The sequence below is a fragment of the Caldimonas brevitalea genome (assembly GCF_001017435.1).
GTDB classification, from domain to species: domain Bacteria; phylum Pseudomonadota; class Gammaproteobacteria; order Burkholderiales; family Burkholderiaceae_C; genus Caldimonas; species Caldimonas brevitalea.
On the sequence record NZ_CP011371.1, the window covers coordinates 3,682,514 to 3,705,356 of the forward strand.

The following is a 22,843-nucleotide window of genomic DNA, read 5'->3' on the forward strand; positions in this document are numbered from 1 at the left end:
GAGCAGGAGAAAAGACGTGCTCAAGGACGTGATTCAAAAGGGCGTGCTGATCGAGGGACTGTCAACCGTTCTGACCAGCCAGCAGCCCGCAGGGGAAATGGGCTGGCGCCTGCAGCGCAATGTGCTGTCGGGCAACGTGATCACCTTCGCCGCCCCGCCAGCCGCCGGCAGCGAGCGGGTCCGGGTGTTGCCCTACGTGCAATGGGAGACCGCGGAGACCGACACCGGCGGCCAGGAAGTGATCAGCGGCGAGTTCACCGGTTGCATCATGGGGGTCTACCAGCGCGCCGGCGGCAACACGACGGCCGCGCATGTCTGTACCGCCGAACGGTCCGACCGGACCACACCCTGCCTCGATGCGTGGAACGCCCTCAAGGAAGAAGCGGACGTTCAGCTGTTGGCCGAACATGCCACTGGAGGCGAAGTGGGCGACTATGTGTTCGGCGTGATGGATGACAAGCGGCGTGCCAAGAGCGGCCGCACGGCCTCGATGCTCTGCATCGCGTCGCCGTCGGCCGGTGGCGGCTACACGATCACGCGTGCGATGGTCTACAAAAAGGACACCGGCGAGTACCGCGTGCTGGCCGTGCAGCGGGGCTGAGACCGGCGGCGCAGCGACACCACGCCGCGCCCTCCGGTCGACCCCGAACTCAATGCCCGTCGTGGTCGGCGTCACCCGGCATCGCGCGTTCCATCCGGTCGCTCAGGCGGTGCCACGAGTCGCGCGTCGCGTGCTTGGCCTGCTCCCACGACAAACGCGAGCGGCCGCGGGCATCGTCCCAGCCGCGTGCCAGGTGCGGCTCGGCTTCGTCCCAGCTGCGGCCGGCATGCTCGTCGTAGCTGTCGACGCCATAGCGGTAAGCCGGGCCGAAATCATCGTAGCTCGAGCCCTTGGCCACATAGGGGCGGTCGGCGTAGTTGTCGCGCCAGTAATCGTCTTCGATGGTCGGATCGATGCGCTCGGCTACGCCCTTGCCGGCGAGTCCGCCGACGATGGCGCCGGCGGCCGCACCGATGGCCGTGCCGACCGGCCCGGCCACGGTGCCCACCGCTGCGCCCGCCGCCATGCCGCCTGCAGCGGCACCGACGCCGGTGCCCACCGGGTGCGCGCCCGGTGCGCCAGTGATCGGGTCACGGTTGGCGCTGCCCTTCGAATGCCGATCGCCCGTCGATTGATTGCTGTGCATACCGTTCTCCTTTCAAGTCATTGCCCTGGCGGGCAAGCGCGGCAGGAGGCCGCTGAGGTGTATTGCAGCGCGCCGGGACCGGCCGCGGGATCGGACGGCGCACGACGTGGGCGTAGGACGCAGCCTACCGCTGTCGGGCCGGCCGCGGCCCGCCGCGCCCAGGGCCGGGCCAGGCCTGGCCGGCCGCCGGCCATGCCGGCAGCGGCGTCAGCGCAAGGCCGTTCAGGGGGCCGTGCGCCCCGGCGTCGAGGTGGGTGCCGGCGCAGGCGCAGTCAGCGTACCGGAGGGCGGGGTGCCGGAGGGCGAGGTGCCGGAAGGCGACGTACCGGTCGCCGGGGCTTCGTGCTGGATGATCTGCCGGTGTTCGCGGTAAACGCCGCCGGCCTCGACGCTGCCCGAAGTGGTGCCCTCGGACAGGCGTGCACGGCAGTCGGCCCGGTCCTGCTCGGGCAAGGCGTTGCAGCGCATCCGGGCGTTTTCCTCGTAGCGGGCGCTACGGTCGTTCAGGGCACCCCGGCGGGCCTCGCCGCGGGCCGCCGCCGCCTCGCGCAGGCAGGTGGTGCGGTCCTGGTGCGACTTGCCGCTTTCGCAGGCCGCCCGTTCGGCCTGATAACGCTTCTGGGCATCGGTGTCGGCCGCGTGCACGCCGGAGGCGGCGATCAGGACGGCAGACAGCATCAGGCCTGGGGCGCGGAGATGGCGTCGAAGGGTTGAAACGTTCATTGAAGGCTCCTTGTGGTGAGTTCGCCTGGCGAAGCAGTTGCCCCACCGGCATGGTTGTCGCGGCAGTCTAGGCACAGCCGGCGCAGCCCGACTGTCGGCCTCCACGTGCCCGGGCGTCGGCGTGCCGCAACGCCAACCGTCGGCCGATGCCTACACCGGCCCCACCGCCTCTTCCGCAGGCATGCGCAAGGTGCGCCCCGACAAACGCTCATACTCGGTGGGGTCATGGGCGCAGAAGACCTCGACCGTGGACGCGTCCCGGCGCCGCAGCAGTCCTCGCAAGCGCTCCTGGTTGTCGAGCCGGGCACGCCGGTCCTTCTCCATCAGGGTCTGGTAGAAGCGCAGCCCCGGCGTGCAGCGCGGCCCGTCGAGATCCATCTCCTCATAATAAAAATACGCGTCGCCCGCCTGCAGCAGCCAGGTGTGCGCGAGCTGGATGGCAACGCCGGCGTGCCCATGGGTGTGCCCCAGCAGCGGCACCAGCAGAATTTCCGGTGGCAAGCCGTCAAGCTGGCGCACGCAATCGAATCCGAACCAGCGCTCGCCGTGCCGTAACGGGTAGACGCGCCAGCGGTCCCGGCTCGACCACTGCTGGGGCCGAAAGCGCTGCCGATCGAGCCAGGTCTTCTGCATCAGCGCGTGATCGCGCTCCTGTTGCAACAGGTGCACCTGCGCCTGCGGGAAGTCGTCGAGGCCGCCGGCGTGGTCGAAATCGAGATGGGTGAGCACGATGTGGCGGACCTCGCCGGGGTGGAACCCGAGGCGTTCGATCTGGCGCACCGCGGTCATCTCCTCGCGAAAGTCCGGGCTCAGCAGGGCCAGGAAAAACCCGCTCAAGCGGCTGCGCGGTTGTGCCACGTCACGCAGCCCCAGCCCGGTGTCCACCAGCACCAGTCCGGCGCCCGTCTCGAGCAGCAAGCAGTGGCAGCACAGCTGCCCCCGCTGCAGCACCGACGGCGAGCGGCCGTCCATCAGCCGGCCGCCCAGCGGGCAGGTCGAGACGCAGTTGAGGTGGTGGACACGCATGCCGGGCTCCCGATTGCATTGCAGGCCCAGCAGCAATCGTCACGCCGGGCCGTCACGTGGCATTCGGTGCCCGGGCGATCAACTCCCGCAGCAACGCGAGCAAGCGCGGCACGGGTGCCGGCTTGACGAGGTGCTCGTCGAAGTGGGCGGCCAAGGCGCGCTGGCGGTCGGGCTCACGGCCATAACCGGTCAGGGCCACCAGGCGCACGTGGCGGTGACGAGGATCGTCGCGCAGCAAACGGGCCAGCTCATACCCGTCCATGCCGGGCAAGCCGATGTCCAGCACGGCGACGTCGGCATCGAACTGCGCGAGCGTCGCAAGGGCCGCGTCTGCGTCAGCCGCGGTCCTGACCTCGTAGCCCACCTCGGTGAGCGCAACCTCGAGCGCCGCCGCGGCGTCGAGGTTGTCGTCGACCAGCAGCACCCGTCCGCTCGCGCGGGCCGCGTCGCCCGCCGCCGCCGCGGGGTCGGCCAGCGCCGGCAGTTCCACCACGGTCGGCAGGCGAACCACAAAACGGCTGCCCTGCCCCGCCCCGGCGCTCATCGCACTGACGCTGCCGCCGTGCATCTCGACCAACACCTTGACGATGGCGAGCCCCAGCCCGAGGCCACCGGCCCGACGGTCCAACGCCTGTTCGCCCTGCACGAACAGGTCGAACACCCGCTCCAGCAGGTGCGGCGCAATGCCGGCACCGCTATCGTCGACGCTGACCTCGACGGCCCCGCCCAGCGGTGTGACGCGCAGCGCGATCCGCCCGTCGCCGGGCGTGAACTTGATCGCGTTGGTCAGCAGGTTGCACAACACCTGCGTCAGCCGCACCGCGTCGCCGTTGACACACACCGGCTCGCGCGGCACCACCACCTCGATGCCGCGCTGGCGTCCGGCGAGCGCCGGCTGTATCAGCTCGAGCGCACGGTCGACCACGCTGCGCAGGTCGAGCACGGCGCAATCGAGTTGCACCTTGCCGCGCGTGATGCGCGAGACGTCGAGCAGGTCGTCGACCAGCCGCGACAGGTGGGCGACCTGGCGTTCGATGATGCCGCGCTCCATCGCACTGTGGTCGTCGCGCCGCATCCGCATCAAATGCAGCGCGGTGACGATGGGGGCGAGCGGGTTGCGCAGTTCGTGGCCCAGCATGGCGAGGAACTCGTCCTTGGCACGGTTGGCCGATTCGGCCGACTCGCGCGCCGCCTCGGCCTCGGCGTACAGGCGGGCGTTGTCGAGTGCCAGTGCCGCGCGCTGCGCCAGCTCGGCGATCAGTGCGCGGTCTTCGGCGCCCAAGCTGCGCTCAGAATCGGCCTGGATCACCGCGACCACCCCGATGGTGCGGCCACGCGCGACCAATGGGACGACAAAATAGGCCCGCACGCCGACCTCGCGCGCGAACCGCTGCATCACCGGGTCGGGGATGCTCGCGAGCGCCTGTTCGGAATCGAAGTGCGCATCGAAGGACCGGCCGGTGGCGGCCGCCCATGCCATCGAGCCGATGGTTTGCGCGGGCAGCCGCGAGGTGCCCACCGCCGCCTCGAAGCGGCGCCGCAAGGCGTCGTCGCGGTGGTGTGTCAGCGAGCGCAGCACCTCCCCCTTGGCGCCCAGCAGTTCTACCCGGCAGCCGTCGGCGACGGCCGGCACCAGGGTCGCGGCCACCGCGGCCAGTGTGGCCTGCGGCTCGAGCGAGCCGGACAGCGCGGTGCCGGCCGACGCCAGCAGTTCGAGCCGCTCGCGGGCCCGCTCGGCCGCCGCGTGGGCCGCGCGCTCGGCACTCAGCAGGCTTTCCCGCTCCGCTTCGCTGCGGGCCCGCTGGCGCGCCGAGGCTTCCAGCGCATCAGCCACCGCCTGCACCTCGATCAGGTTGGACGCCGGCAGCTGCGGCGTTTCGCCACGCCCCAACCCAACCGCCGCCTTGCGCAGTTCGTCGATCGGGCGGTTGATGCTGCGCGCCAGCGCCAGCGCGGTCAGGCCGCCCAGCAGCAACGACAGCAACAGGCCGCCGCCGTAGGCCTGCAGCGCGCGCGAGGCCTCGCGATCGACTTCGGCGGTCGGCGTGCCGACGGCCACCGTCCAGCCCGTCTCGGGCAACCGCACATAAGCCGTGTAGACCATCTCGCCCTCGAGCGTGCGCGTCGCGCCCATGCCTTCGTCCTCGCGCGAGGCGAGCAAGCCTTGCAGCGTCGGCGACGGGCGTTGGCCCAGCGAGCGCTCGTGCCCGCGGGAGCGAGCGACACACAGGCCGCGCCCGTCGAACACCGCCACCACCCACGCTTGCGGCACACGCTGGCGCTGCACCACGCGCAGCACGGCCTCCGGCTTGAGCACGGCCGACAACACGTACTGCAGCCGCCCGCCGCGCAACATCGGCAGGCGCACCGCGATGCCCCACTCGCTCTGCGGCCCCCTGGCGAGGTAGCCGACCGTCGGCAGCTGTGTGCGCACGGCCGCATCGAAGCTGTCGCGCTCGGCCAGCGTACCGGCCGCGCCCGGCTCGTACGGCGTGCCGGTGCGCAGCAGCACGGTGCCGTCTGGGTCGGACAGAAGCAACCCGCGCCAATCGGGCTGCGTGCTCAGCACCCGTTCCAGCAGCGCGTGGTAGGCGACCAGGTTGTCGGCCTCGATCAGCGGCGACGCGGACAACGCCTCGGCCACCGCCATTGAACGGCGCAATTCGGCGTTCACCGCGGTGGCGAGCGCGCGGCTCAGGTCCAGCCCTGCGCTCTGCGCTTTCAGGCGCTGCTGATCGACCAGCGCCTTCAAACCGACGCCCGACGCCAGTGCCAGCGGCAGGATGGCCGCCACGGCCAGCAACACGAGGCGCCGCCGCAGCGGAACGCTGCGGCCCCTGCGGACGAACCCTCCGCCGGCGACCAGCGCCGTCACGCCACCGTCCCGCCAACCGGCGCCGCCCCTGAGGGCAAGGCCCGGACCTCGGAAACCTGCCCGGCAGGCCCTGCCAAGCCGAACACCTTGCCACCGGACCGCGGGCGCACGCGTAAGCGTCGTCGCGACCAGCGGGTCTGCCGCCGGCCAGCCGCGCCGGCGACGGTGTCGGGGAGAACTGAGCAAGGCGAGGCGATGGAGCGGGCGTGCATGCCCGGATTGTGCGCGAGCGTGCCCAAAACGCGGGAACAGCGTCCGCTTACAAATTACCCCTGCAGCACTGTAAGAATCCCGGGGGCTTGGCCGTGGCAGATCCGCCTCGGCCAGCCCGACCGTCTTCACCATGCAATCTGCCGATACGCAACGTCGTCTGACCTACATCCTGCTGGCGGGGGCCGTGGCCGCCATCTTCGCGATCGACACCTTCACCAAGCTGGGGATCGCCGAATGGCTGCTCTACCTGGTGCCGCTGGCGCTGTGCCTGTTCCAGCCGCGCGCCGACGTGCCCTTGCTGATGGCGGCGGCGGCCACGATCATGACCGGGCTCGGCATTTTCCTGTCGCCGCCCGGCAGCGACGTCTGGATCGCGCTCCTCAACCGCCTGATGGGCCTGGTGGCGATGTGGACCGTCGCACTGCTGGTGGCCCGCACCCTGCGCGACCGCCAGGCCGACCAGGTCGAGTTGTGGGTCAACGGCGGCGAAGCGCAGCTGTCACAGGCGCTGGTCGGCGAACAGAACCGTGCCGAGGTCGCCGAGGCGGCACTGAGCACACTGGCGCGCTACTTGGGCGCGAGTGTCGGGGTGCTGTACCGGCTCGAAGGTCAGGCGCTGCTGCGCACCGCCACCTACTCGTGCGACCCGGCCGCCATGCCGCCGGAGCGGCTGGATCTGGGCCAGGGCCTGTCTGGCCAGGCGGCCCGCGACGGCGAATTGCAGCTGATCGACCCCCTGCCCGAGCACTACCTGAAGGTCAGCTCCGCACTCGGCCAGGGTGCCCCGCGCTCGCTGCTGATCGCGCCGATGAAGGCCGACCGGCGTGTGGTCGCCGTGATCGAACTCGGTTTCGTCTCCGCCACCGCGAATGGCGACGCGATCCGCCAGCTGGCGCTCAAGATCGCCGACCCGATCGGGGCGGCGCTGCGTTCGGCGCTCTATCGCGAGCGTCTGGTCGAGTTGCTGGAGGAAACCCAGCGCCAGAGCGAGGAACTGCAGGCCCAGCAGGAAGAGCTGCGGGTTTCGAACGAGGAACTGGAAGAACAGTCGCGCGCACTGCAGGAGTCGCAGGCCCGGCTGGAAGTGCAGCAGGCCGAGCTGGAGCAGACCAACGTCCAGCTCGAAGAACAGACCCAGCGGCTGGAGCGGCAGAAAGAAGACCTGCTGGTCGTCAAGCGCGCGCTGGAGATGAACGCACAACAGCTGGAAACGGCCAACCGGCACAAGTCGGAGTTTCTGGCCAACATGTCGCACGAGTTGCGCACGCCGCTGAACAGCGCGCTGATCCTGTCGAAACTGCTGGCGGACAACAAGCTGGGCCACCTCGACGCCGAGGAAGTGCGCTACGCCCAGTCCATCCACGCCGCCAACAACGACCTGCTGACCCTGATCAACGACATCCTCGACCTGTCGCGCATCGAGGCGGGTCATGTCGAAGTGCATGCCGAAGCGGTCGGGGTCGACGGCCTGGTGCAGCGTTTGAACGACACCTTCTCGCCGATCGCACAGAACAAGGGGTTGGCGTTCCGCATCGAGACCGCCGACACCGCACCGGCCACCTTGCTGACCGACGCGCAGCGGCTCCAGCAGGTGCTGAAGAACCTGCTCTCCAACGCCCTCAAGTTCACCGAGCGCGGTGAGGTGGTGCTGTCGATCGGGGCGCGCGCGCCCGGCCGGGTGGGTTTTGCCGTGCGCGACACCGGCATCGGCATCGCCCCGCACCAGCGCGACGTGATTTTCGAGGCCTTCCGCCAGGCCGACGGATCGACCAGCCGCAAGTACGGCGGCACCGGCCTGGGCCTGTCGATCTCGAAGGAGCTGGCCCACTTGCTAGGGGGCGAGATCCTGCTCGACAGCACGCCCGGCCAGGGCAGCACCTTCACGCTCGACATCCCGGTCGCCTGGCAGCCGCCCGTCGAAGGCCAGGCGCGCCCCGGCCCCCCGCCCGCCCCGGTGCCCCAGCGACTCGCCCCGGCCCCGGCGCCGGAGCCGGTGCTGCCCCTGCCCGGACCGGTGCCGGCGCCCCGGCCGGTACCGCAGGATGACCGGGGCCGCCGGACCCGGGCGCACCGCTTGATCCTGGTGATCGAGGACGACGTGCGCTTTGCCCAGGTGCTCTACGACATGGCGCACGAGCTGGATTTCGACTGCGTGATGGCACATCACGGCGCCGAGGGGCTGCAGCTGGCGCGGGAACTGCAGCCGAGCGGCATCCTGCTCGACATCGGGCTGCCCGACCAGTCCGGCCTCGGCGTGCTCGAACAGCTCAAGCGCGACTCGCTGACGCGCCACATCCCGGTGCACATGATCTCGCTGCACGACCGCGCCCACACCGCGCTCGAACTCGGCGCGATCGGCTATGCGCTGAAACCGGTCGGACGTGACGACGTGGTCGGCGCGATCCGCAAGATCGAAGACAAGCTGCAGCAGCAGGTGCGGCAGGTGCTGGTGGTCGAGGACGACCCGGGGCTGCGCGACAACCTGAAGCTGCTGCTGAGCACCGGCCAGGCCCACATCACCACGGTCGGCACCGTGAAAGAGGCACTGGAGCAGCTGGCCGGGCAGACCTTCGACTGCATGGTGACCGACCTGGCCCTGCCCGACGGCACCGGCTTCGACCTGCTGAGCCAGATGGCGACGGGCGACAACTACGCCTTCCCGCCGGTCATCGTCTATACCGGGCGCGAGCTGACCGCCGACGAGGAACAACGGCTGCGGCGCTATTCGCGCTCGATCATCATCAAGGGTGCACGCTCGCCCGACCGGCTGCTGGACGAGGTGACGCTGTTCCTGCACAGCGTCGAGTCGGCCCTGCCGCCCGACCAGCAGCGGCTGCTGAAACAGGCGCGCCAGCGCGACGTGGTGCTCGACGGGCGCACCATCCTGCTGGCCGAAGACGACGTGCGCAACGTGTTCGCGCTGTCGAGCGTGCTGGAACCCCTCGGGGCCACCCTGCGCATCGCCCGCAACGGCCGCGAGGCCCTGCAGCGCCTGGGCGATGGCAACGACGTCGACCTGGTGCTGATGGACATCATGATGCCGGAGATGGACGGCCTGAGCGCGATCCGCGAGCTGCGCGCGCGGCCCGAACTCGCCAAGCTCCCGGTCATCGCGCTGACCGCCAAGGCCATGCCGGACGACCGCGTGCGCTGCATCGAAGCCGGCGCCGACGACTACATCGCCAAGCCCATCGACGTCGACCGGCTGGTGTCACTGTGCCGGGTCTGGATCCGCAAGTGAGGCCCTGAATGGACGACGACAGCCGCCTCTTCGACATCGAGATCCAGCTGCTGTTGCAGGGCATCTACCTGACGTACCAGCACGATTTCCGCGACTATGCGGTGGCGTCGCTGCGGCGGCGCATGCAGCAGGCGATGGAGCGCTTCGGCTGCGAGCGGCTGTCACAGTTGCAGGACAAGATCCTGCACCAGCCGGAGGTGTTCGCGCAGTCGCTGCAGTACTTCACCGTCCAGCTCAGCGATTTTTTCCGCGATCCGGCCTACTTCCGGGCCTTGCGCGAAGAGGTGGTGCCGGAGCTGCGGACCTACCCCTCGGTCAAGGTCTGGGTCGCCGGCTGCAGCAGCGGCGAGGAGCTGTGGTCGCTGGCCATCCTGTTCCAAGAGGAAGGGCTGCTGCCGCGCACCGTGTTCTACGCCACCGACATCAACCCAGAGGCCTTGCGCACCGCAGAGGCGGGCGTCTATCCGCTCGACCGGGTGGCGCAGTTCAGCACCAACTACCGGCTCGCCGGCGGCAAGGCGTCGCTTGCGGACTACTATGTGAGCGCGTATGACGCGGCCGTGTTCGACCGGCAGCTGCGTTCGCGTGTGGTGTTCGCCGACCACAGCCTGGCCACCGACCACGTCTTCTCGGAGGTGCATCTCGTGTCCTGCCGCAACGTGCTGATCTATTTCAACCGCAACCTGCAAGACCGGGCCATCGGTCTGTTCAAGGACGCTTTGGTGCGACGCGGCTTCCTGGGCCTGGGGTCCAAGGAGACGCTACGTTTCACTTCGCACCAGGAAGCGTTCGAGGAATGGTTGCCGGACCAGCGCATCTACCGGCGGCGCTGACACATCATGACGAGTGTGCCCCCCGACCTCACGCCGCCGCGGCCTGTCGACGCCGTCGTGATCGGCGCGTCGGCCGGCGGCGTCGAGGCGCTGGGTCTGCTGCTAGCCGCGCTGCCGCCCGGCTTCGGCGCACCCGTGCTGGTGGTGCTGCACGTGCCGCCGCAACGTGCCAACCACCTGGCGCAGCTGTTCGGCGCCCGCTGCGCACTGCCGGTGGTCGAAGCGCAGGACAAGCAGCCGCTGCGCCCCGGCACGGTTTACCTGGCGCCGCCCGATTACCACCTGCTGGTCGAACCCGATTTTTGCGTCGCGCTGTCGGTCGACGCGCCGGTGCACTTCTCGCGCCCTGCGATCGACCCCCTGTTCGAATCGGCGGCGGCGGCCTACGGCAGCCGCTTGCTTGCGATCGTGCTGACCGGTGCCAGCAGCGACGGCAGCCAGGGCCTGCGGGCCGTGCGCAAGGCCGGTGGGCAGGCCTGGGTGCAGAACCCCGCCGATGCGCAAGTCCCGACCATGCCCGCGGCGGCCCTGAAAGCGGCCGGCGCCGACGCCATCCTGAGCCTCACCGCCATCGCCCACACGCTGGCCGGTCTCACGACACAGGCCCCTGTGCCTCCCGACAACGTTTTGCGTAGCATCTCATCATGAACGCCGACACCCGTATCCTCGTCGTGGACGACATTGAGCAGAACCTGGTCGCGATGGAAGCGCTGTTGGGCCGTTCCGGCCTGCAGGTGCTGAAAGCCCGCAGCGGGCCGGAGGCGCTGGAACTGCTGCTGGTGCACGACGTCGCCGTGGCGCTGGTCGACGTGCGCATGCCCGAGATGGACGGTTTCGAGCTGGCCGAGCTGATGCGCGGCTCCCCCCGCACCAGCCATGTGCCGCTGATCTTCGTCACGGCCGAGCCGGAAGACCAGCAACGCTCCTTCCGCGGCTACGAGGCCGGCGCCGTCGATTTTCTGCACAAGCCGATCGACCCCCAGGTGATCCTCAGCAAGGTCAAGGTGTTCGTCGAGCTGCATGCACAAAAGCGCCAACTGGCGGCACAGATGGCCGAATTGCGCCAGGCGCTGCAGATCAACGAGATGTTCACCGCGGTGCTCAGCCACGACCTGCGCACGCCGCTGTCGGCGGTGCGGATGGGCGCAGAGATCCTGCTGCGGGTCGCCAGCGACGACGTCGCGCGGGCGGCCGCCACGCGCATCAAGTCGAGCAGCGCCCGCATGTCCCGCATGATCGAGCAGTTGCTGGACGTGTCGCGGCTGCGCTCCGGCGCGATGTGCCTGAAGCTTCAGGAGGCCGACATGCGCGACGTCTGCGAGCAGATCTGCGCCGAGTTCGAAGACCCGGCACGGCCCACCCGGGTCGAGCTGACGGTGCACGGCGAAACGCGCGGCAGCTTCGACACCGACCGCATGGCCCAGGTGCTGTCCAACCTGATCGGCAATGCCCTGGAGCACGGCGACAGCGCCGGCGCGGTGCAGGTGGTGCTCGACGGGCGTCACGACGACACGCTGCAGGTGCGCGTGCACAACCCCGGGGTGATCCCCGAGGAGGCCATGGACCTGCTGTTCGAGCCCTTCAGGAGCGCGCCGCACGAGAACACCCCGGGCCTCGGGCTCGGCCTGTACATCGTGGATCAGTTCGTCAAGGCCCACCATGGTTCGGTACAGGCCACCTCGAGTGCGCAACGCGGCACGGCCGTGTGGGTCACGATACCCCGCGACGGCCACGCGGCGAGCCAGAAAGAGCGCGAAGCCGGCGCACCGCCGCCGTTGCCCCAGCTGGGGGTGCCGCCCTCCTTGTTCGCCTGAGTCCACGCCCCGGCAGCTTTTACCGCAGCGCCGCAAGTTTTGCCGGGCGGCCGGCTGCTGGCCGGGCCTGGTGCAAACCGCGGCCCTCGCAGGAGCGCGAGTTGCCAGGGTCGCTGGGACGGCCGCCCCGGCCGCGACAGCACAGGAGGATCGCCATGCAACAAGTTCTCGTCGGTGTGTTCGACCGCGCCGAAGCCGCTCATGAGGCGCACGACGACCTGCTCAAGAGCGGCTTTGCCGCCGACCGACTGCGCCTGGCCAGCTCGCGCGGAGAGTTGGCGGAACGCCAGGACAGCGTCGCCGAGTCGGTTGCGCGCAGCAATTCCGTCGCCGACACCATCGGGGATCTGTTCCGCTCGCTGGTGGGCGACTGGTCAGGGCCCAGCGAGCACGCCGAGCTCTACAACGAGGCATTGCGGCGGGGCAGCCTGGTGCTGACGGTGCGAACCGAGGGCGAAGCCCAGGCCGGCACTGCACTCGACATCCTGCACCGCCACGGCGTGGTCGACATCCACGCCCGCAGCGAAGCATGGCGCCAGCGCGGCTGGACCGGCTGGGACCCGTCCGCGCCACCGTTCGGGCCGGAAGAGGTGGCACGCGAACGCGAACTGAACGAGCGCGCGCTGACGGACCTGCCGGTGCTCGGCGAAGCCCCTCCCGGAGGTCTTCCGCAAGACGGCAGCGCCAGGGACTACGGCAGCAGCAGCCGACCCGGCGGTTCGCTCGGAAGGCGCTGAAGCTCGGGACGCGCTGCGCGAGGCGGTCAGCCCGGCTTGCGGAAGAACTCGAAGCGATGGCGGTTGTCGGTCTCCAGCTGCAACACCTGCGTGTGCAGCGGGGCGAAATACAGCGGCTGCAAGGCCTGCAGCGCCAGCACCTCCGAGAAGGGAAAGGGCCGGTAGCGCGGCACGTCGTTCCAGCCCACCACCAGTTCGCCGCCGGCGCGCAGCAAGCGCGCAAAGGCACGCACCGCGGCCTCCACGTCGTCACGCGCGTTCAGCCCCCAGCCGAACACGCCGTTGAAGACGATCAGGTCGAAGCTGTTCGGCTCGAAATGGCGATCGGCCTCACTGGCCGAGGCGGTGACGTGATGCTGCCGGCTGCCGTAGCGGGCGGCTTGCGGGTCGATGTCCAGCGTCGCGTAATAGGCATGGGCGAAGCGCGCCTCGTAGGCCTGGGTGTACCAGCGAGTGCCGACGAACAACACGCGCTGCACGTCGGCCCGGTTGGCATAGTGCGGCAGGATCGTGCCTTCGAGCACCTGCCGGTCTGCCGTGTCGATCACGACCGGCAGGCCCAGCTGGCGACGCATCCACTGTGACGCCACCCGGCGCATCCACGCCAGCCGTCGGCGCCAGCGGCCGTCGACTGGCGTTGCAAGCGGGCTTGGGGTCGGGTCGGCGTCCAGTGGGCGGTGTTCCATGCTCGGGTCAGGTAGAGGATGGGATGGCAGGGCAAGAACGATGCGCGGCGTCCTGGCCTGCCGCCGCTTCGGCCCCGCGTCGCGGCGGCGCAAGAGGTCGCCCTCGCACTGCCACCCAGCGAGACGACTGCACATGAAAAAGGCCGGCAAAGGCCGGCCTCTCGGTCCACCGCGCTGGCCGGGGCCGGCCGCGGTTGCAAGCGCGCCGTTGCCGGCGCCGCCCTCACTTCTTGCCGGACTTGCCGAAGGCCTCGATCCCGCTGCGCACTTCCTCGCGGGCCGACTCCGGGCCTTCCCAGCCCTGCACCTTGACCCACTTGCCGGGCTCGAGGTCCTTGTAGTGCTCGAAGAAGTGCTTGATGCGGTGCAGATGCAGCTCGTTCAGGTCTTCCGGCTTCTGCCAGTGCTTGTAGATCGGCAGGATCTTGTCGATGGGCACCGCCAGCAGCTTCGAGTCGCCACCGGCTTCGTCTTCCATCTTCAGGATGCCGATCGGGCGGCAGGTCACCACCACGCCGGGGATCAGCGGGAACGGTGTGATCACGAGCACGTCCACCGGGTCGCCATCGGCCGCCAGCGTCTGCGGAATGTAGCCGTAGTTGCACGGGTAGTGCATCGCCGTGCCCATGAAACGGTCGACGAACAGCGCACCGCTGTCTTCGTCGACTTCGTACTTGATCGGATCCGCATTCATCGGGATCTCGATGATCACGTTGAACTGCTCAGGCGCCTTGGCGCCGGGGGTGACGTTGTGGAGGCTCATGATGCTCGTGCAATGTTGGCGAGGGAAAACCCGCAGTGTACCGGCTCGCCTGCCCCCGCCCTGTACGGGCTTGCCCGCGGCCGCGGCGGCGAACTGCCCTAGGGCCTGTTAGCACTATGGGAGGGCTCGCGCCGGTGCCTTGCAGGCACCGGCCCTGTGGGTGATATCAGTTATGAGCCCTCCCATAGTGTTAACAGGCCCTAAACACAGGCACACCGCGATTGCGGCTGCTGCGCCCTTCCCGTAGCATCAGCGCGCGACCGGGCAGCAGACCCAGGCGCGTCGCTCATTTCCATGTAGATCATCTCTAGGAAGGAGACCGCCTCATGTCGACCTCTTTGGCGCTTTATTTTGCGCTCGTCTGCGGCCTTGCCGCAGTGCTGTACGGCTTCGTGTCGCGCAGCTGGATCCTCCGCCAAGACGCGGGCAACGCCCGCATGCAAGAGATCGCACAAGCCGTCCAACAGGGTGCGGCTGCCTACCTGGCCCGTCAGTACCGCACCATCGCCATCGTCGGTGTGGTGCTGGCGGTGCTGATCGCCATCTTCATCGACACAACCACCGCGGTGGCCTTCGTCGTGGGCGCCGTGCTGTCGGGCGCTTGCGGCTTCATAGGCATGAACGTGTCGGTGCGCGCCAACGTGCGCACTGCGCAAGCCGCCACGCGCAGCATCAACGATGCGCTCGCTGTCGCCTTCCGCGGCGGCGCCATCACCGGCATGCTGGTGGTGGGCCTGGGCCTGCTCGGCGTGGGTGGCTTCTTCTGGTACCTCACCGCGCGTGCGCCCGACGCGGTGCCCCTGTCCCACGTGCTGAGACCGCTGATGGGCCTGGCCTTCGGCGCGTCGTTGATCTCGATCTTCGCGCGCCTCGGCGGCGGCATCTTCACCAAGGGAGCCGACGTCGGCGCCGATCTGGTCGGCAAGGTCGAGGCCGGCATCCCCGAAGACGACCCGCGCAACCCGGCGGTCATCGCCGACAACGTCGGCGACAACGTGGGCGACTGCGCCGGCATGGCCGCCGACCTGTTCGAGACCTATGCGGTGACGCTGATCGCCACCATGGTGCTGGGCGCCTTGATGGTGACCCGCTTCCCGCTCGAGGCGGCGGTCTACCCGCTGGCCTTGGGCGGGTTCTCGATCATCGCGTCCATCATCGGCTGCGCCTTCGTGAAGGCGACGCCGGCGATGAAAAACGTGATGGCGGCCCTGTACCGCGGCCTGATCGTCTCAGGCGTGATCTCGCTGATCGGCTTCTTCTTCATCACGCGTGCGGCCATACCGGACGACGCGGTATACGCCAGCGGCACCCAGCTGCGATTGTTCGGCGCCGCGGTGGTCGGCCTGCTCCTGACCGCGCTGCTGGTCTGGATCACTGAGTACTACACCGGCACCGACTATTCACCGGTCAAGCATGTGGCGAATGCCTCCACCACGGGGCATGGCACCAACATCATCGCGGGCCTGGGTGTCAGCATGAAGTCGACCGCCTGGCCGGTGCTCTTCGTCTGCGCCGCCATCATCTCGTCGTTCATGCTGGCGGGCCTCTACGGCATCGCGATCGCGGCGACCTCGATGTTGAGCCTGGCCGGCATCGTGGTCGCGCTCGATGCCTACGGCCCGATCACTGACAACGCCGGTGGCATAGCCGAGATGGCCGAGATGCCCGCCAGCGTGCGTGCCATCACCGACCCGCTCGACGCGGTGGGCAACACCACCAAGGCCGTGACCAAGGGCTACGCCATCGGCTCCGCGGGGCTTGCGGCGCTGGTGCTGTTCGCCGACTACACCCATGCGCTGGAGGACCGGGGCATGAGCGTGAGCTTCGACCTGTCCAACCACATGGTGATCGTCGGCCTGTTCATCGGCGGGCTGATCCCTTACCTGTTCGGCGCGATGGCGATGGAGGCGGTGGGCCGTGCGGCGGGCAGCGTGGTCGAGGAGGTGCGGCGCCAGTTCAAGACCATCCCCGGCATCATGGACGGCAGCGCCAAGCCCGAGTACGGCGTCGCGGTCGACATGCTGACCAGCGCCGCGATCAAGGAGATGATCGTGCCGTCGCTGCTGCCGGTGGTGGTGCCCATCCTGGTGGGCATGATCCTCGGGCCGGCGGCGTTGGGTGGGCTGTTGATGGGCACCATCGTCACCGGCTTGTTCGTCGCGATCTCGATGTGCACCGGCGGCGGGGCCTGGGACAACGCCAAGAAGTTCATCGAAGAAGGGCACCACGGTGGCAAGGGCTCGGACGCACACAAGGCGGCCGTCACCGGCGACACCGTGGGCGACCCCTACAAGGACACGGCGGGCCCGGCGGTCAACCCGCTGATCAAGATCATCAACATCGTCGCGCTGCTGATCGTGCCCTTGCTGCCCGCCGGCATCGTCGCGACCCGCGCGGAGGCGCCGACGGCGGCACCGGTGGCTGCTGCGGTCGCCGCTCCCGTGGCCGCCGTCGCGGCCGTCGAGCCGGCGTCGCGTTGAGCTGGACGGGCCGACAGATGGGGGCGACGCGCGTTCTCCCCCTCATCGGCAAGACGCCGACCGGTGCGTTGGAGCGGCCCGGGATGCGGGGTGAAATGGCTTGACGCGGCAACGAAACGACACCCCAGCCCTGCCCCCGCGCGCCGGACGCAGGACGCGCGCGGCCGCGGCCGCCATGCTGGCCACCGTGCCGCTGGGCTGCACTTCGCTGCCCCCTCTCGACGACAGCCGCCCGGTCACGACGGCCTGGGTCGAGACGGCGGACACCGCGTTGGGGCGCGCGGTCCGGCAACTCGACCCCGGCCGTCCCGGACACAGCGGCATCTTTACGTTGGTGGCGCCCCACGACGCCTTCGCTGCGCGCGTCTCGCTGATACGGGCCGCCGAGCGCTCGCTCGACATCCAGTACTACATCTGGCACCCCGACACCACCGGCCAGTTGTTGCTCGACGAGGTGCGCCGCGCAGCCGAACGTGGTGTGCGTGTCCGGCTGCTGCTCGACGACAACGGCATCGCCGGGCTCGACCCCGACCTGGCGGTGCTGGACGCCCATCCGAACATCGAAGTCCGGTTGTTCAACCCGTTCCGGCTGCGCCGGTGGAAGCTGCTGGGCTATCTGACCGACTTCCGGCGGCTCAACCACCGCATGCACAACAAGTCGCTGACGGCCGACACCCAGGCCACCATCGTCGGCGGCCGCAACATCGGCGACGCCTACTTCGGTGCCGACCCGCAGCTCGATTTCGCCGATCTCGACGTGCTCGGCGTCGGCACGGTGGCACGCGACGTGGCACAGGCCTTCGACCTCTATTGGAACAGCCCGTCGTCGTATCCGGCCGACTACATCATCGCCGCGGCGCCTCCCGGAGCAGCACAGGCGCAAGCGCAGCGATGGGCCGCGCTGCAGAGTTCTCCCGACGCACTCGCCTACCTGGCCGCGGTGCAGCGCACCCGGTTCGTCGAACAGATGCTGGCGCGGGAGCTGGCCTTGGAGTGGGTCCCCGTCCGGGTGGTCTACGACCCACCCGCGAAGGTCGAGCGCACGGTGGCCGAGCCGCAGCTGCTGCTGGCGCAGATCACACAGGCGATGGGCACACCCCGCCGTGAACTCGACCTGGTGTCGCCCTATTTCGTGCCCGGCGACGCCGGCACCGAGGCCCTGGCGCGTTATCCGGGCCAGGGCGTGCAGCTGCGCGTGGTCACCAACTCGCTGGCCGCCACCGACGTCGCGGCCGTCCATGCCGGCTACGCCAAGCGTCGCAAGGCCCTGTTGCGCGCCGGCGTGCGCCTCTACGAACTCCGGCCCGACCCCGCTCCGGCACCCAAGGCGACCGGCCAGGGCGTGCGCCGGGCGTTGGGCAGTTCGGCCGCCAGCCTGCACGGGAAGACCTTCGCGGTGGACCGCGAGCGGGTGTTCGTCGGCTCGTTCAATTTGGACCCGCGCTCGATCCACCTCAACACCGAGATGGGCCTCGTGATCGAAAGCCCGGCCTTGGCGTCGACGATCTCGAAAAAGCTCGACTCGGACCTCGGCCAGCGCGCCTACGAAGTGCGTCTGCGCGATGACGGCGGTGGTCTCGAATGGATCGAAGAGACGGACGCGGGTCCCGTTCGGCACGACAGGGAACCGAAAGCGGGCCTGGTACGTCGGCTGACCGTGCGACTGCTGTCATGGTTGCCAATCGAAGGCTTGCTGTGAGGCGGCCGGCTTGGCCTCAAGGCTCACGTGCACCGATGCCGGGGCGCAGGCCTAGCGGGGGCGCCCGGCCCCCGTTCAAAAGGTCGGCCGGTGCGGCGCAGGTTCGCCGCGGCGAAGGCTGATCTCAGCCAAGACCCGCTCCAGTTCACCCGGGTCTGCCGGCTTGACGAGGTGGTAGTCGAAGCCGGCTTCCAATGCACAGATCTTGTCTTGCGCCTGGCCGTAGCCGCTCACCGCGACGAGCGCGGCGCCGGCCGAACGCGGATGCGAGCGCAGCCGGCGCGCCAGTTCAAATCCGTCGATGTCGGGCAGCCCCAGGTCCAGCAGAAACACGTCGACGTCCTCATGCTCCGCCTGCTTCAGCGCCTTGCGGGGCCCACATTCGACCGTCACGCGGTGACCCAGCGCTTCGACCAGCATGCCCAGGGTGCCCGCCGCGTCGACGTTGTCATCGACCACCATGACCTTCAAGCTGCGCGCCGAGGGCACGCCCGGCGCCGGTGCGGGACCGCGGCCACCGCGCTCGTCCAGCGCCTGCACCAGCGGCAGCCGCACCGTGAAGCGGCTGCCCTGGCCCGGGCCGTCGCTGTGCACAGCGACGCTGCCGCCGTGCAGTTCGACCAGACGCTTGACCACCGCCAGCCCGATGCCGAGGCCGCCCTGGGACCGGTCCGCGGTGTGATGTGCCTGTGAAAACAGGTCGAACGCAGACGTGAGGAACTCCCGCTCCATGCCGATGCCGTTGTCCGTCACGTTGATCACCAGCTGCGCGCCGTCGGTCACCATCACGACGCTGATGTCGCCCTCCGGCGGCGTGTACTTCGCGGCATTGGTGAGCAAGTTGGTCAACACCTGAACCACCCGCTTGCGGTCGCCGATCAGTTGCACCGGATCGCTCGGCATTTGCACGGTCAGTCGATGTTGCCTGGCCTCCAGCAGCGGCCGGACCTGCTCGACCGCCTCCTGGAGCACCCGCGTTCCGTCATGCAGGGCCATGTCCAGCGTGATCAGGCCGCGCGTGATGCGCGACACGTCGAGCAGATCGTCGACCAGGCCTGCCAGGTGTCGGGCCTGGCGCTCGACGATCTCGCTCATGCGCCTCACTTGCTCATGGTCCAGCCGCCCCATCGCCAGCAGCGCCGCGGCCGAGCTGATGGGTGCCAAGGGGTTGCGCAGCTCGTGCGCCAGCATGGCCAGGAACTCGTCTTTTCGCCGGTCCGCCTCGCGCAAGGCCTGCTCCGCCCTGACGCGTTCGCTGACATCCATCACAGCCGCCACGGCGCCGACCGCGCGCCCCTGGGTGTCGACGATCGGCGCTGCCGAGGCCAGCACCGTGCGGCGTTCGGGCGCAGCTCCGGCGAGGGTCACCTCGATCATGGCCCGCGCGCGCTCGCCCCGCAGCGCACGCGCCAGCGGCCACTCATCGGCTTGCAGCGGCTCTCCTTGCCGTGGGGAACCGTCCGCCCACTGGCCTTGCGACACCACCTCCGCGAAGACATCGCCGGGCTGAGGCCGTGGGACGCCCCAGATTTCAGCGTTGGCAGGGTTGGTCCGCACGATCCTGCCGTCGCGGTCGGCGACCAGGATGCCGACCGGCGCGGCGTCCAACACCGCATCGAGGCGCTGTCGTTCGGCTTCCGCTTGGCGGGCGATCTCCAACGCCTGCTGCTCGCTATCGCGCAGGCTCTGGTTGGCGGCACGGATCTCGACAGCCTGTGCGGCGATGGTGGCGGCGTCCGCCAGTGCCTGGTTCTCGGCCAGCACGATCTCGGTGACGTCTTCGACGCGGTGGATGACGTGGGTCAGGCGGCCTTGCGCGTCGAACACCGGGGTGTTGACGGGGCTCCAGTAACGCTCCTCGAAAGTCTCGTCGTCGACCACCGGAATGTCGTACTTCTGGATCGCCATCGTGTCGCGAACACCGTCGCGCAGCACCCGCTCCAGCGAACTGCGCAGATTCTTCACGCCGCTGGACGCCGGGTCGTCTGGATTGTCGGGAAACGCGTCGAAGATGTGGCGCCCCAACAATTCAGCGCGCACGCGGCTGGTGGCCGCCAGGTAGGCGTCGGTGACCGCCACGATGTGGAAGTCGGGTGCCACCACGAGGCAGGACGCCGGCGTCGCCTCGAACAAGGCACGAAAGTCAGGCGCGAGCGAACAATCAGAAGGCATGGTGGGGACGAGAACGACGGGCAAACGGCTCCAACTCGCGGCCCAGGACACCGATCGATTCTGCCCGCCGCTGCCCTGTTGACCAGCAACAGCCGTTCCCTCTTCCGCCCCGTGTGCACGCTCGAGCGCCGGCGCCCGGCCAGGTCGCGGGCGCAGGAGTGTTCCGTTGTTCTAGTCGCCGGTGGAGGGCTCGCAGGTGCTGCCCCGCACCGGGTCGCCCGCATATTCCATCTCCAACATCACCCGGTCGCGCCGGGAGGCTCCGTAGCGCTCGGCGATCTCACACAAGCTGCGGTCCAGTTGCGCGGCGGGCGCGAGGTCCGGCGCCAACGGCAGGCGCTGCGTGAGCCGACCCGCCGGACGCGCCGAGAGCCGCAAGCCGCTGCGCAGCGTGACCGCGTTCGCAGCCGAGGCCTCGACGCTGACACGGCCGGTGCGCGACCACGCGTCCACGGCCAGCGCCAGCGCGATGTCATCGACACCGTCTTGTACCTCGACGCTCCATCGCTCGTGGCCCCAGAACCGGGCCTTGTTGAGCAGGTAGCGCCACATGCGGGGGGCATCGAGACCGAAGGACGTGCTGTCGTGCGCCGGGCTCCAGGATGTGACGCCGAGCAGCGCGGCCACGGCCCGGGCCTTCTCCCGGCCGCCGATCGCCTCGACGAGCGCCAGACTGGTGGGCACCGAAGCGGTGATGCCGGTGGTGGTGGCGACGCCGTGGTCGATCACATAGCGCCGATGCGGCACGTAGGTCGCGCCGGGGTGCCGCCGGCGCAGCTTGCCGCGGTCGTACCAGTGCCCGGTGAAGCGGCGCCCGTCGAGCAACCCCGCGCGGCCCACCACCCGGGCCCCGGAACAGATGCCGATCACGCGGGCGCCTTGCTCGGCTTGCCGCCGCAGCCAGGTCGTCACCGTCGGGTCGTCGTCGGTGTGCATGGCCGGAACGATCACGTAGTCGGCGCCTGAGGGGTATGTCCGGTCGAAGCCGGCGAGATCCTGGGTGGCCTCGATTTCCAGCGCAGGATAGAGGCCCACCGGGCCGCGGCGCGGCGCGACGACCTGCACATCGGCCACCCCGGCACGCTGCAGCACGGCATGCGGCAGCAGCAGATCGGTCGTTTCGGTGCCTTCGTTGAGCGCGAGCACCACGACCACCGGCCGGCCGGCACGGCGCGGCTTCAAGGCGTCGACGAAGACCTGCTGTTCATGCTCGAGCAAGGCCGGGTCGTCCTGGCTCGGCGGCAGTTTTGCGCCGGCGCTGCAGCCTGCCAGTGCCAGCGCTGCCATACTCGCCCCGATCAGCGCCCATCCCCAGTGCTTCTTCACTGCCGCCGCCCTTTGAAAACCGCGATGCCCAAAGCCTAAGGATGCCCAGCCCACCCCACAAGGACGAAGAAGCCGCCGTTTCTGCCATCGACGTGGTGCTGGTGGCCTTCGACGGCGTCGAGGGGCTCGACGTGGCCGGCCCGGCCAGCGTGTTCAGCAAGGCCGAGATGCTGCGTCCGGGCAGCTACCGCCTGCACATCGCCTCGCCGTGCGGCGGCACCGTGCGCACGAATGGCGGGCTGGAGCTGGCCAACACGCTCGGGCTGCAGCAACTGCCGGCCGCCATCGACACCTTGATCATCGCGGGCGGCGACGAGCCGGCACTGCGCACCGCCATCGTCGAGCAGAACGTCGCCGGCTGGCTCGCCGCAACCGCCCCTCGCGCACGTCGTATCGCCAGCGTCTGCACCGGCGCCTTTGCGTTGGCGGCGGCCGGGCTGCTCGACGGCCGCGAGGCCACCACCCACTGGCGTGTCTGCGATCTGCTGCAGACCCTGCGGCCGCAGGTGCGCGTGCAGCGCGAGCGCATCTATGTGCGTGACGGCCGGCTGTGGACCTCGGCGGGTGTCACCACCGGCATCGAGCTGGCGCTCGCGCTGGTCGAAGACGACCTCGGCCATGCGGTGTCGATGGAGATTGCGCGCACGCTGGCGTTGCCGATGCTGCGGGGCGGCGCCCAACCGCAGCTCAGTCAGGCGCTGCAGGCGCAGGCCACGGCGAGCAGCCGCTTGCGCGAACTGCTGGCGTGGATCGGCACACATTTACAGGAGGATCTGTCGGTCGAGGCGCTGGCCGCGCGCGTGCAGATGAGCCCGCGGCATTTCGCGCGCGAGTTCGCCGCCCAGACCGGCAGCACGCCGGCGCGCTTCGTCGAGCAGGCCCGCGTGGCGGCCGCCGCGCAGTTGCTGTTGCAGACGCACTGGACCCAGGAGCGGATCGCGAGCCACAGCGGCTTTCGCTCGGTGGACGCCTTGCAGCGGGCGTTTGCCCGGCAGCACGGTCAAACGCCGCAGGCCTACCGCAGCGCCGCCTTCGGCAAGCCCCGGTAGCGCTCCCGCGTCAAAGACG

General features: G+C 69.5%; 17 protein-coding genes. 9 read left to right on the forward strand and 8 right to left on the reverse strand.

The genetic code is table 11. The features are described from left to right. The first annotated feature begins 16 nt into the window (after positions 1 to 16). A complete protein-coding gene (locus AAW51_RS15720; protein ID WP_047195360.1) occupies positions 17 to 601 on the forward strand; it encodes a hypothetical protein in 585 nt (194 codons plus the stop codon). A gap of 49 nt (positions 602 to 650) precedes the next feature. On the opposite strand, the gene AAW51_RS15725 is transcribed toward AAW51_RS15720, so the two are convergent. The 4 genes from AAW51_RS15725 to AAW51_RS28225 all read right to left on the reverse strand — a co-directional run bounded on the left by AAW51_RS15725 (position 651) and on the right by AAW51_RS28225 (position 5,811). After that, positions 651 to 1,187: a hypothetical protein gene (locus tag AAW51_RS15725; RefSeq protein ID WP_047195361.1), complete on the reverse strand. Its 537-nt coding sequence runs from the start codon at positions 1,185 to 1,187 to the stop codon at positions 651 to 653. A 222-nt stretch (positions 1,188 to 1,409) separates the two neighbouring features. Further along, positions 1,410 to 1,910 carry a hypothetical protein gene (locus tag AAW51_RS15730; protein WP_047195362.1) on the reverse strand — a complete coding sequence of 167 codons (501 nt, stop codon included), beginning with the start codon at positions 1,908 to 1,910 and terminating at the stop codon, positions 1,410 to 1,412. A 150-nt stretch (positions 1,911 to 2,060) separates the two neighbouring features. Further along, a complete protein-coding gene (locus AAW51_RS15735; RefSeq protein WP_047195363.1) occupies positions 2,061 to 2,936 on the reverse strand; it encodes an MBL fold metallo-hydrolase in 876 nt (291 codons plus the stop codon). A 52-nt stretch (positions 2,937 to 2,988) separates the two neighbouring features. After that, positions 2,989 to 5,811, reverse strand: a complete 2,823-nt coding sequence (locus AAW51_RS28225; protein ID WP_053013617.1) for a hybrid sensor histidine kinase/response regulator — start codon at positions 5,809 to 5,811, stop codon at positions 2,989 to 2,991. Positions 5,812 to 6,154: 343 nt separating this feature from the next. Between AAW51_RS28225 and AAW51_RS15745 the strand changes: the two genes are divergently transcribed. The 5 genes from AAW51_RS15745 to AAW51_RS28230 all read left to right on the forward strand — a co-directional run bounded on the left by AAW51_RS15745 (position 6,155) and on the right by AAW51_RS28230 (position 12,649). Then, positions 6,155 to 9,265 carry a response regulator gene (locus AAW51_RS15745; RefSeq protein ID WP_047195364.1) on the forward strand — a complete coding sequence of 1,037 codons (3,111 nt, stop codon included), beginning with the start codon at positions 6,155 to 6,157 and terminating at the stop codon, positions 9,263 to 9,265. 8 nt (positions 9,266 to 9,273) lie between these two features. Then, positions 9,274 to 10,098 (forward strand): CheR family methyltransferase, encoded by an 825-nt coding sequence (locus AAW51_RS15750; protein ID WP_047195365.1) that lies wholly within the window; start codon positions 9,274 to 9,276, stop codon positions 10,096 to 10,098. Between the two features lie 6 nt (positions 10,099 to 10,104). Continuing rightward, positions 10,105 to 10,746 (forward strand): chemotaxis protein CheB, encoded by a 642-nt coding sequence (locus tag AAW51_RS15755; RefSeq protein ID WP_083438329.1) that lies wholly within the window; start codon positions 10,105 to 10,107, stop codon positions 10,744 to 10,746. Continuing rightward, the gene (locus AAW51_RS15760) at positions 10,743 to 11,912 is read left to right on the forward strand and encodes a hybrid sensor histidine kinase/response regulator (protein ID WP_047195366.1); all 1,170 of its coding nucleotides are present in this window, start codon (positions 10,743 to 10,745) and stop codon (positions 11,910 to 11,912) included. The genes AAW51_RS15755 and AAW51_RS15760 overlap by 4 nt, the downstream gene beginning before the upstream one ends. Before the next feature lie 155 nt (positions 11,913 to 12,067). Beyond that, complete coding sequence (locus AAW51_RS28230) at positions 12,068 to 12,649, forward strand: hypothetical protein (RefSeq protein WP_053013619.1); 582 nt, start codon at positions 12,068 to 12,070, stop codon at positions 12,647 to 12,649. Positions 12,650 to 12,675: 26 nt separating this feature from the next. Here AAW51_RS28230 and AAW51_RS15770 read toward each other — a convergent pair whose 3' ends face one another. Further along, the gene (locus AAW51_RS15770; RefSeq protein WP_169788039.1) at positions 12,676 to 13,335 is read right to left on the reverse strand and encodes a methyltransferase domain-containing protein; all 660 of its coding nucleotides are present in this window, start codon (positions 13,333 to 13,335) and stop codon (positions 12,676 to 12,678) included. Between the two features lie 223 nt (positions 13,336 to 13,558). After that, positions 13,559 to 14,098 (reverse strand): inorganic diphosphatase, encoded by a 540-nt coding sequence (gene ppa / locus AAW51_RS15775; protein ID WP_047195367.1) that lies wholly within the window; start codon positions 14,096 to 14,098, stop codon positions 13,559 to 13,561. A gap of 326 nt (positions 14,099 to 14,424) precedes the next feature. Between ppa and AAW51_RS15780 the strand changes: the two genes are divergently transcribed. Both AAW51_RS15780 and AAW51_RS15785 read left to right on the forward strand, forming a co-directional pair. Continuing rightward, entirely contained in the window at positions 14,425 to 16,578 is a 2,154-nt protein-coding gene (locus AAW51_RS15780; RefSeq protein WP_047195368.1) for a sodium-translocating pyrophosphatase, read from the forward strand. Positions 16,579 to 16,753: 175 nt separating this feature from the next. After that, positions 16,754 to 18,277 (forward strand): phospholipase D family protein, encoded by a 1,524-nt coding sequence (locus AAW51_RS15785; protein WP_083438331.1) that lies wholly within the window; start codon positions 16,754 to 16,756, stop codon positions 18,275 to 18,277. A 75-nt stretch (positions 18,278 to 18,352) separates the two neighbouring features. On the opposite strand, the gene AAW51_RS28235 is transcribed toward AAW51_RS15785, so the two are convergent. Then, positions 18,353 to 20,449, reverse strand: a complete 2,097-nt coding sequence (locus AAW51_RS28235; protein ID WP_053013623.1) for a hybrid sensor histidine kinase/response regulator — start codon at positions 20,447 to 20,449, stop codon at positions 18,353 to 18,355. Positions 20,450 to 20,620: 171 nt separating this feature from the next. Continuing rightward, positions 20,621 to 21,736: a DJ-1/PfpI family protein gene (locus tag AAW51_RS15795; protein ID WP_047197893.1), complete on the reverse strand. Its 1,116-nt coding sequence runs from the start codon at positions 21,734 to 21,736 to the stop codon at positions 20,621 to 20,623. 80 nt (positions 21,737 to 21,816) lie between these two features. On the opposite strand from AAW51_RS15795, the gene AAW51_RS15800 reads away from it, so the two are divergent. Then, on the forward strand, positions 21,817 to 22,824 hold the full coding sequence (locus tag AAW51_RS15800) for a GlxA family transcriptional regulator (protein ID WP_047195369.1): 1,008 nt from the start codon (positions 21,817 to 21,819) through the stop codon (positions 22,822 to 22,824). Positions 22,825 to 22,843: the final 19 nt, after the last annotated feature.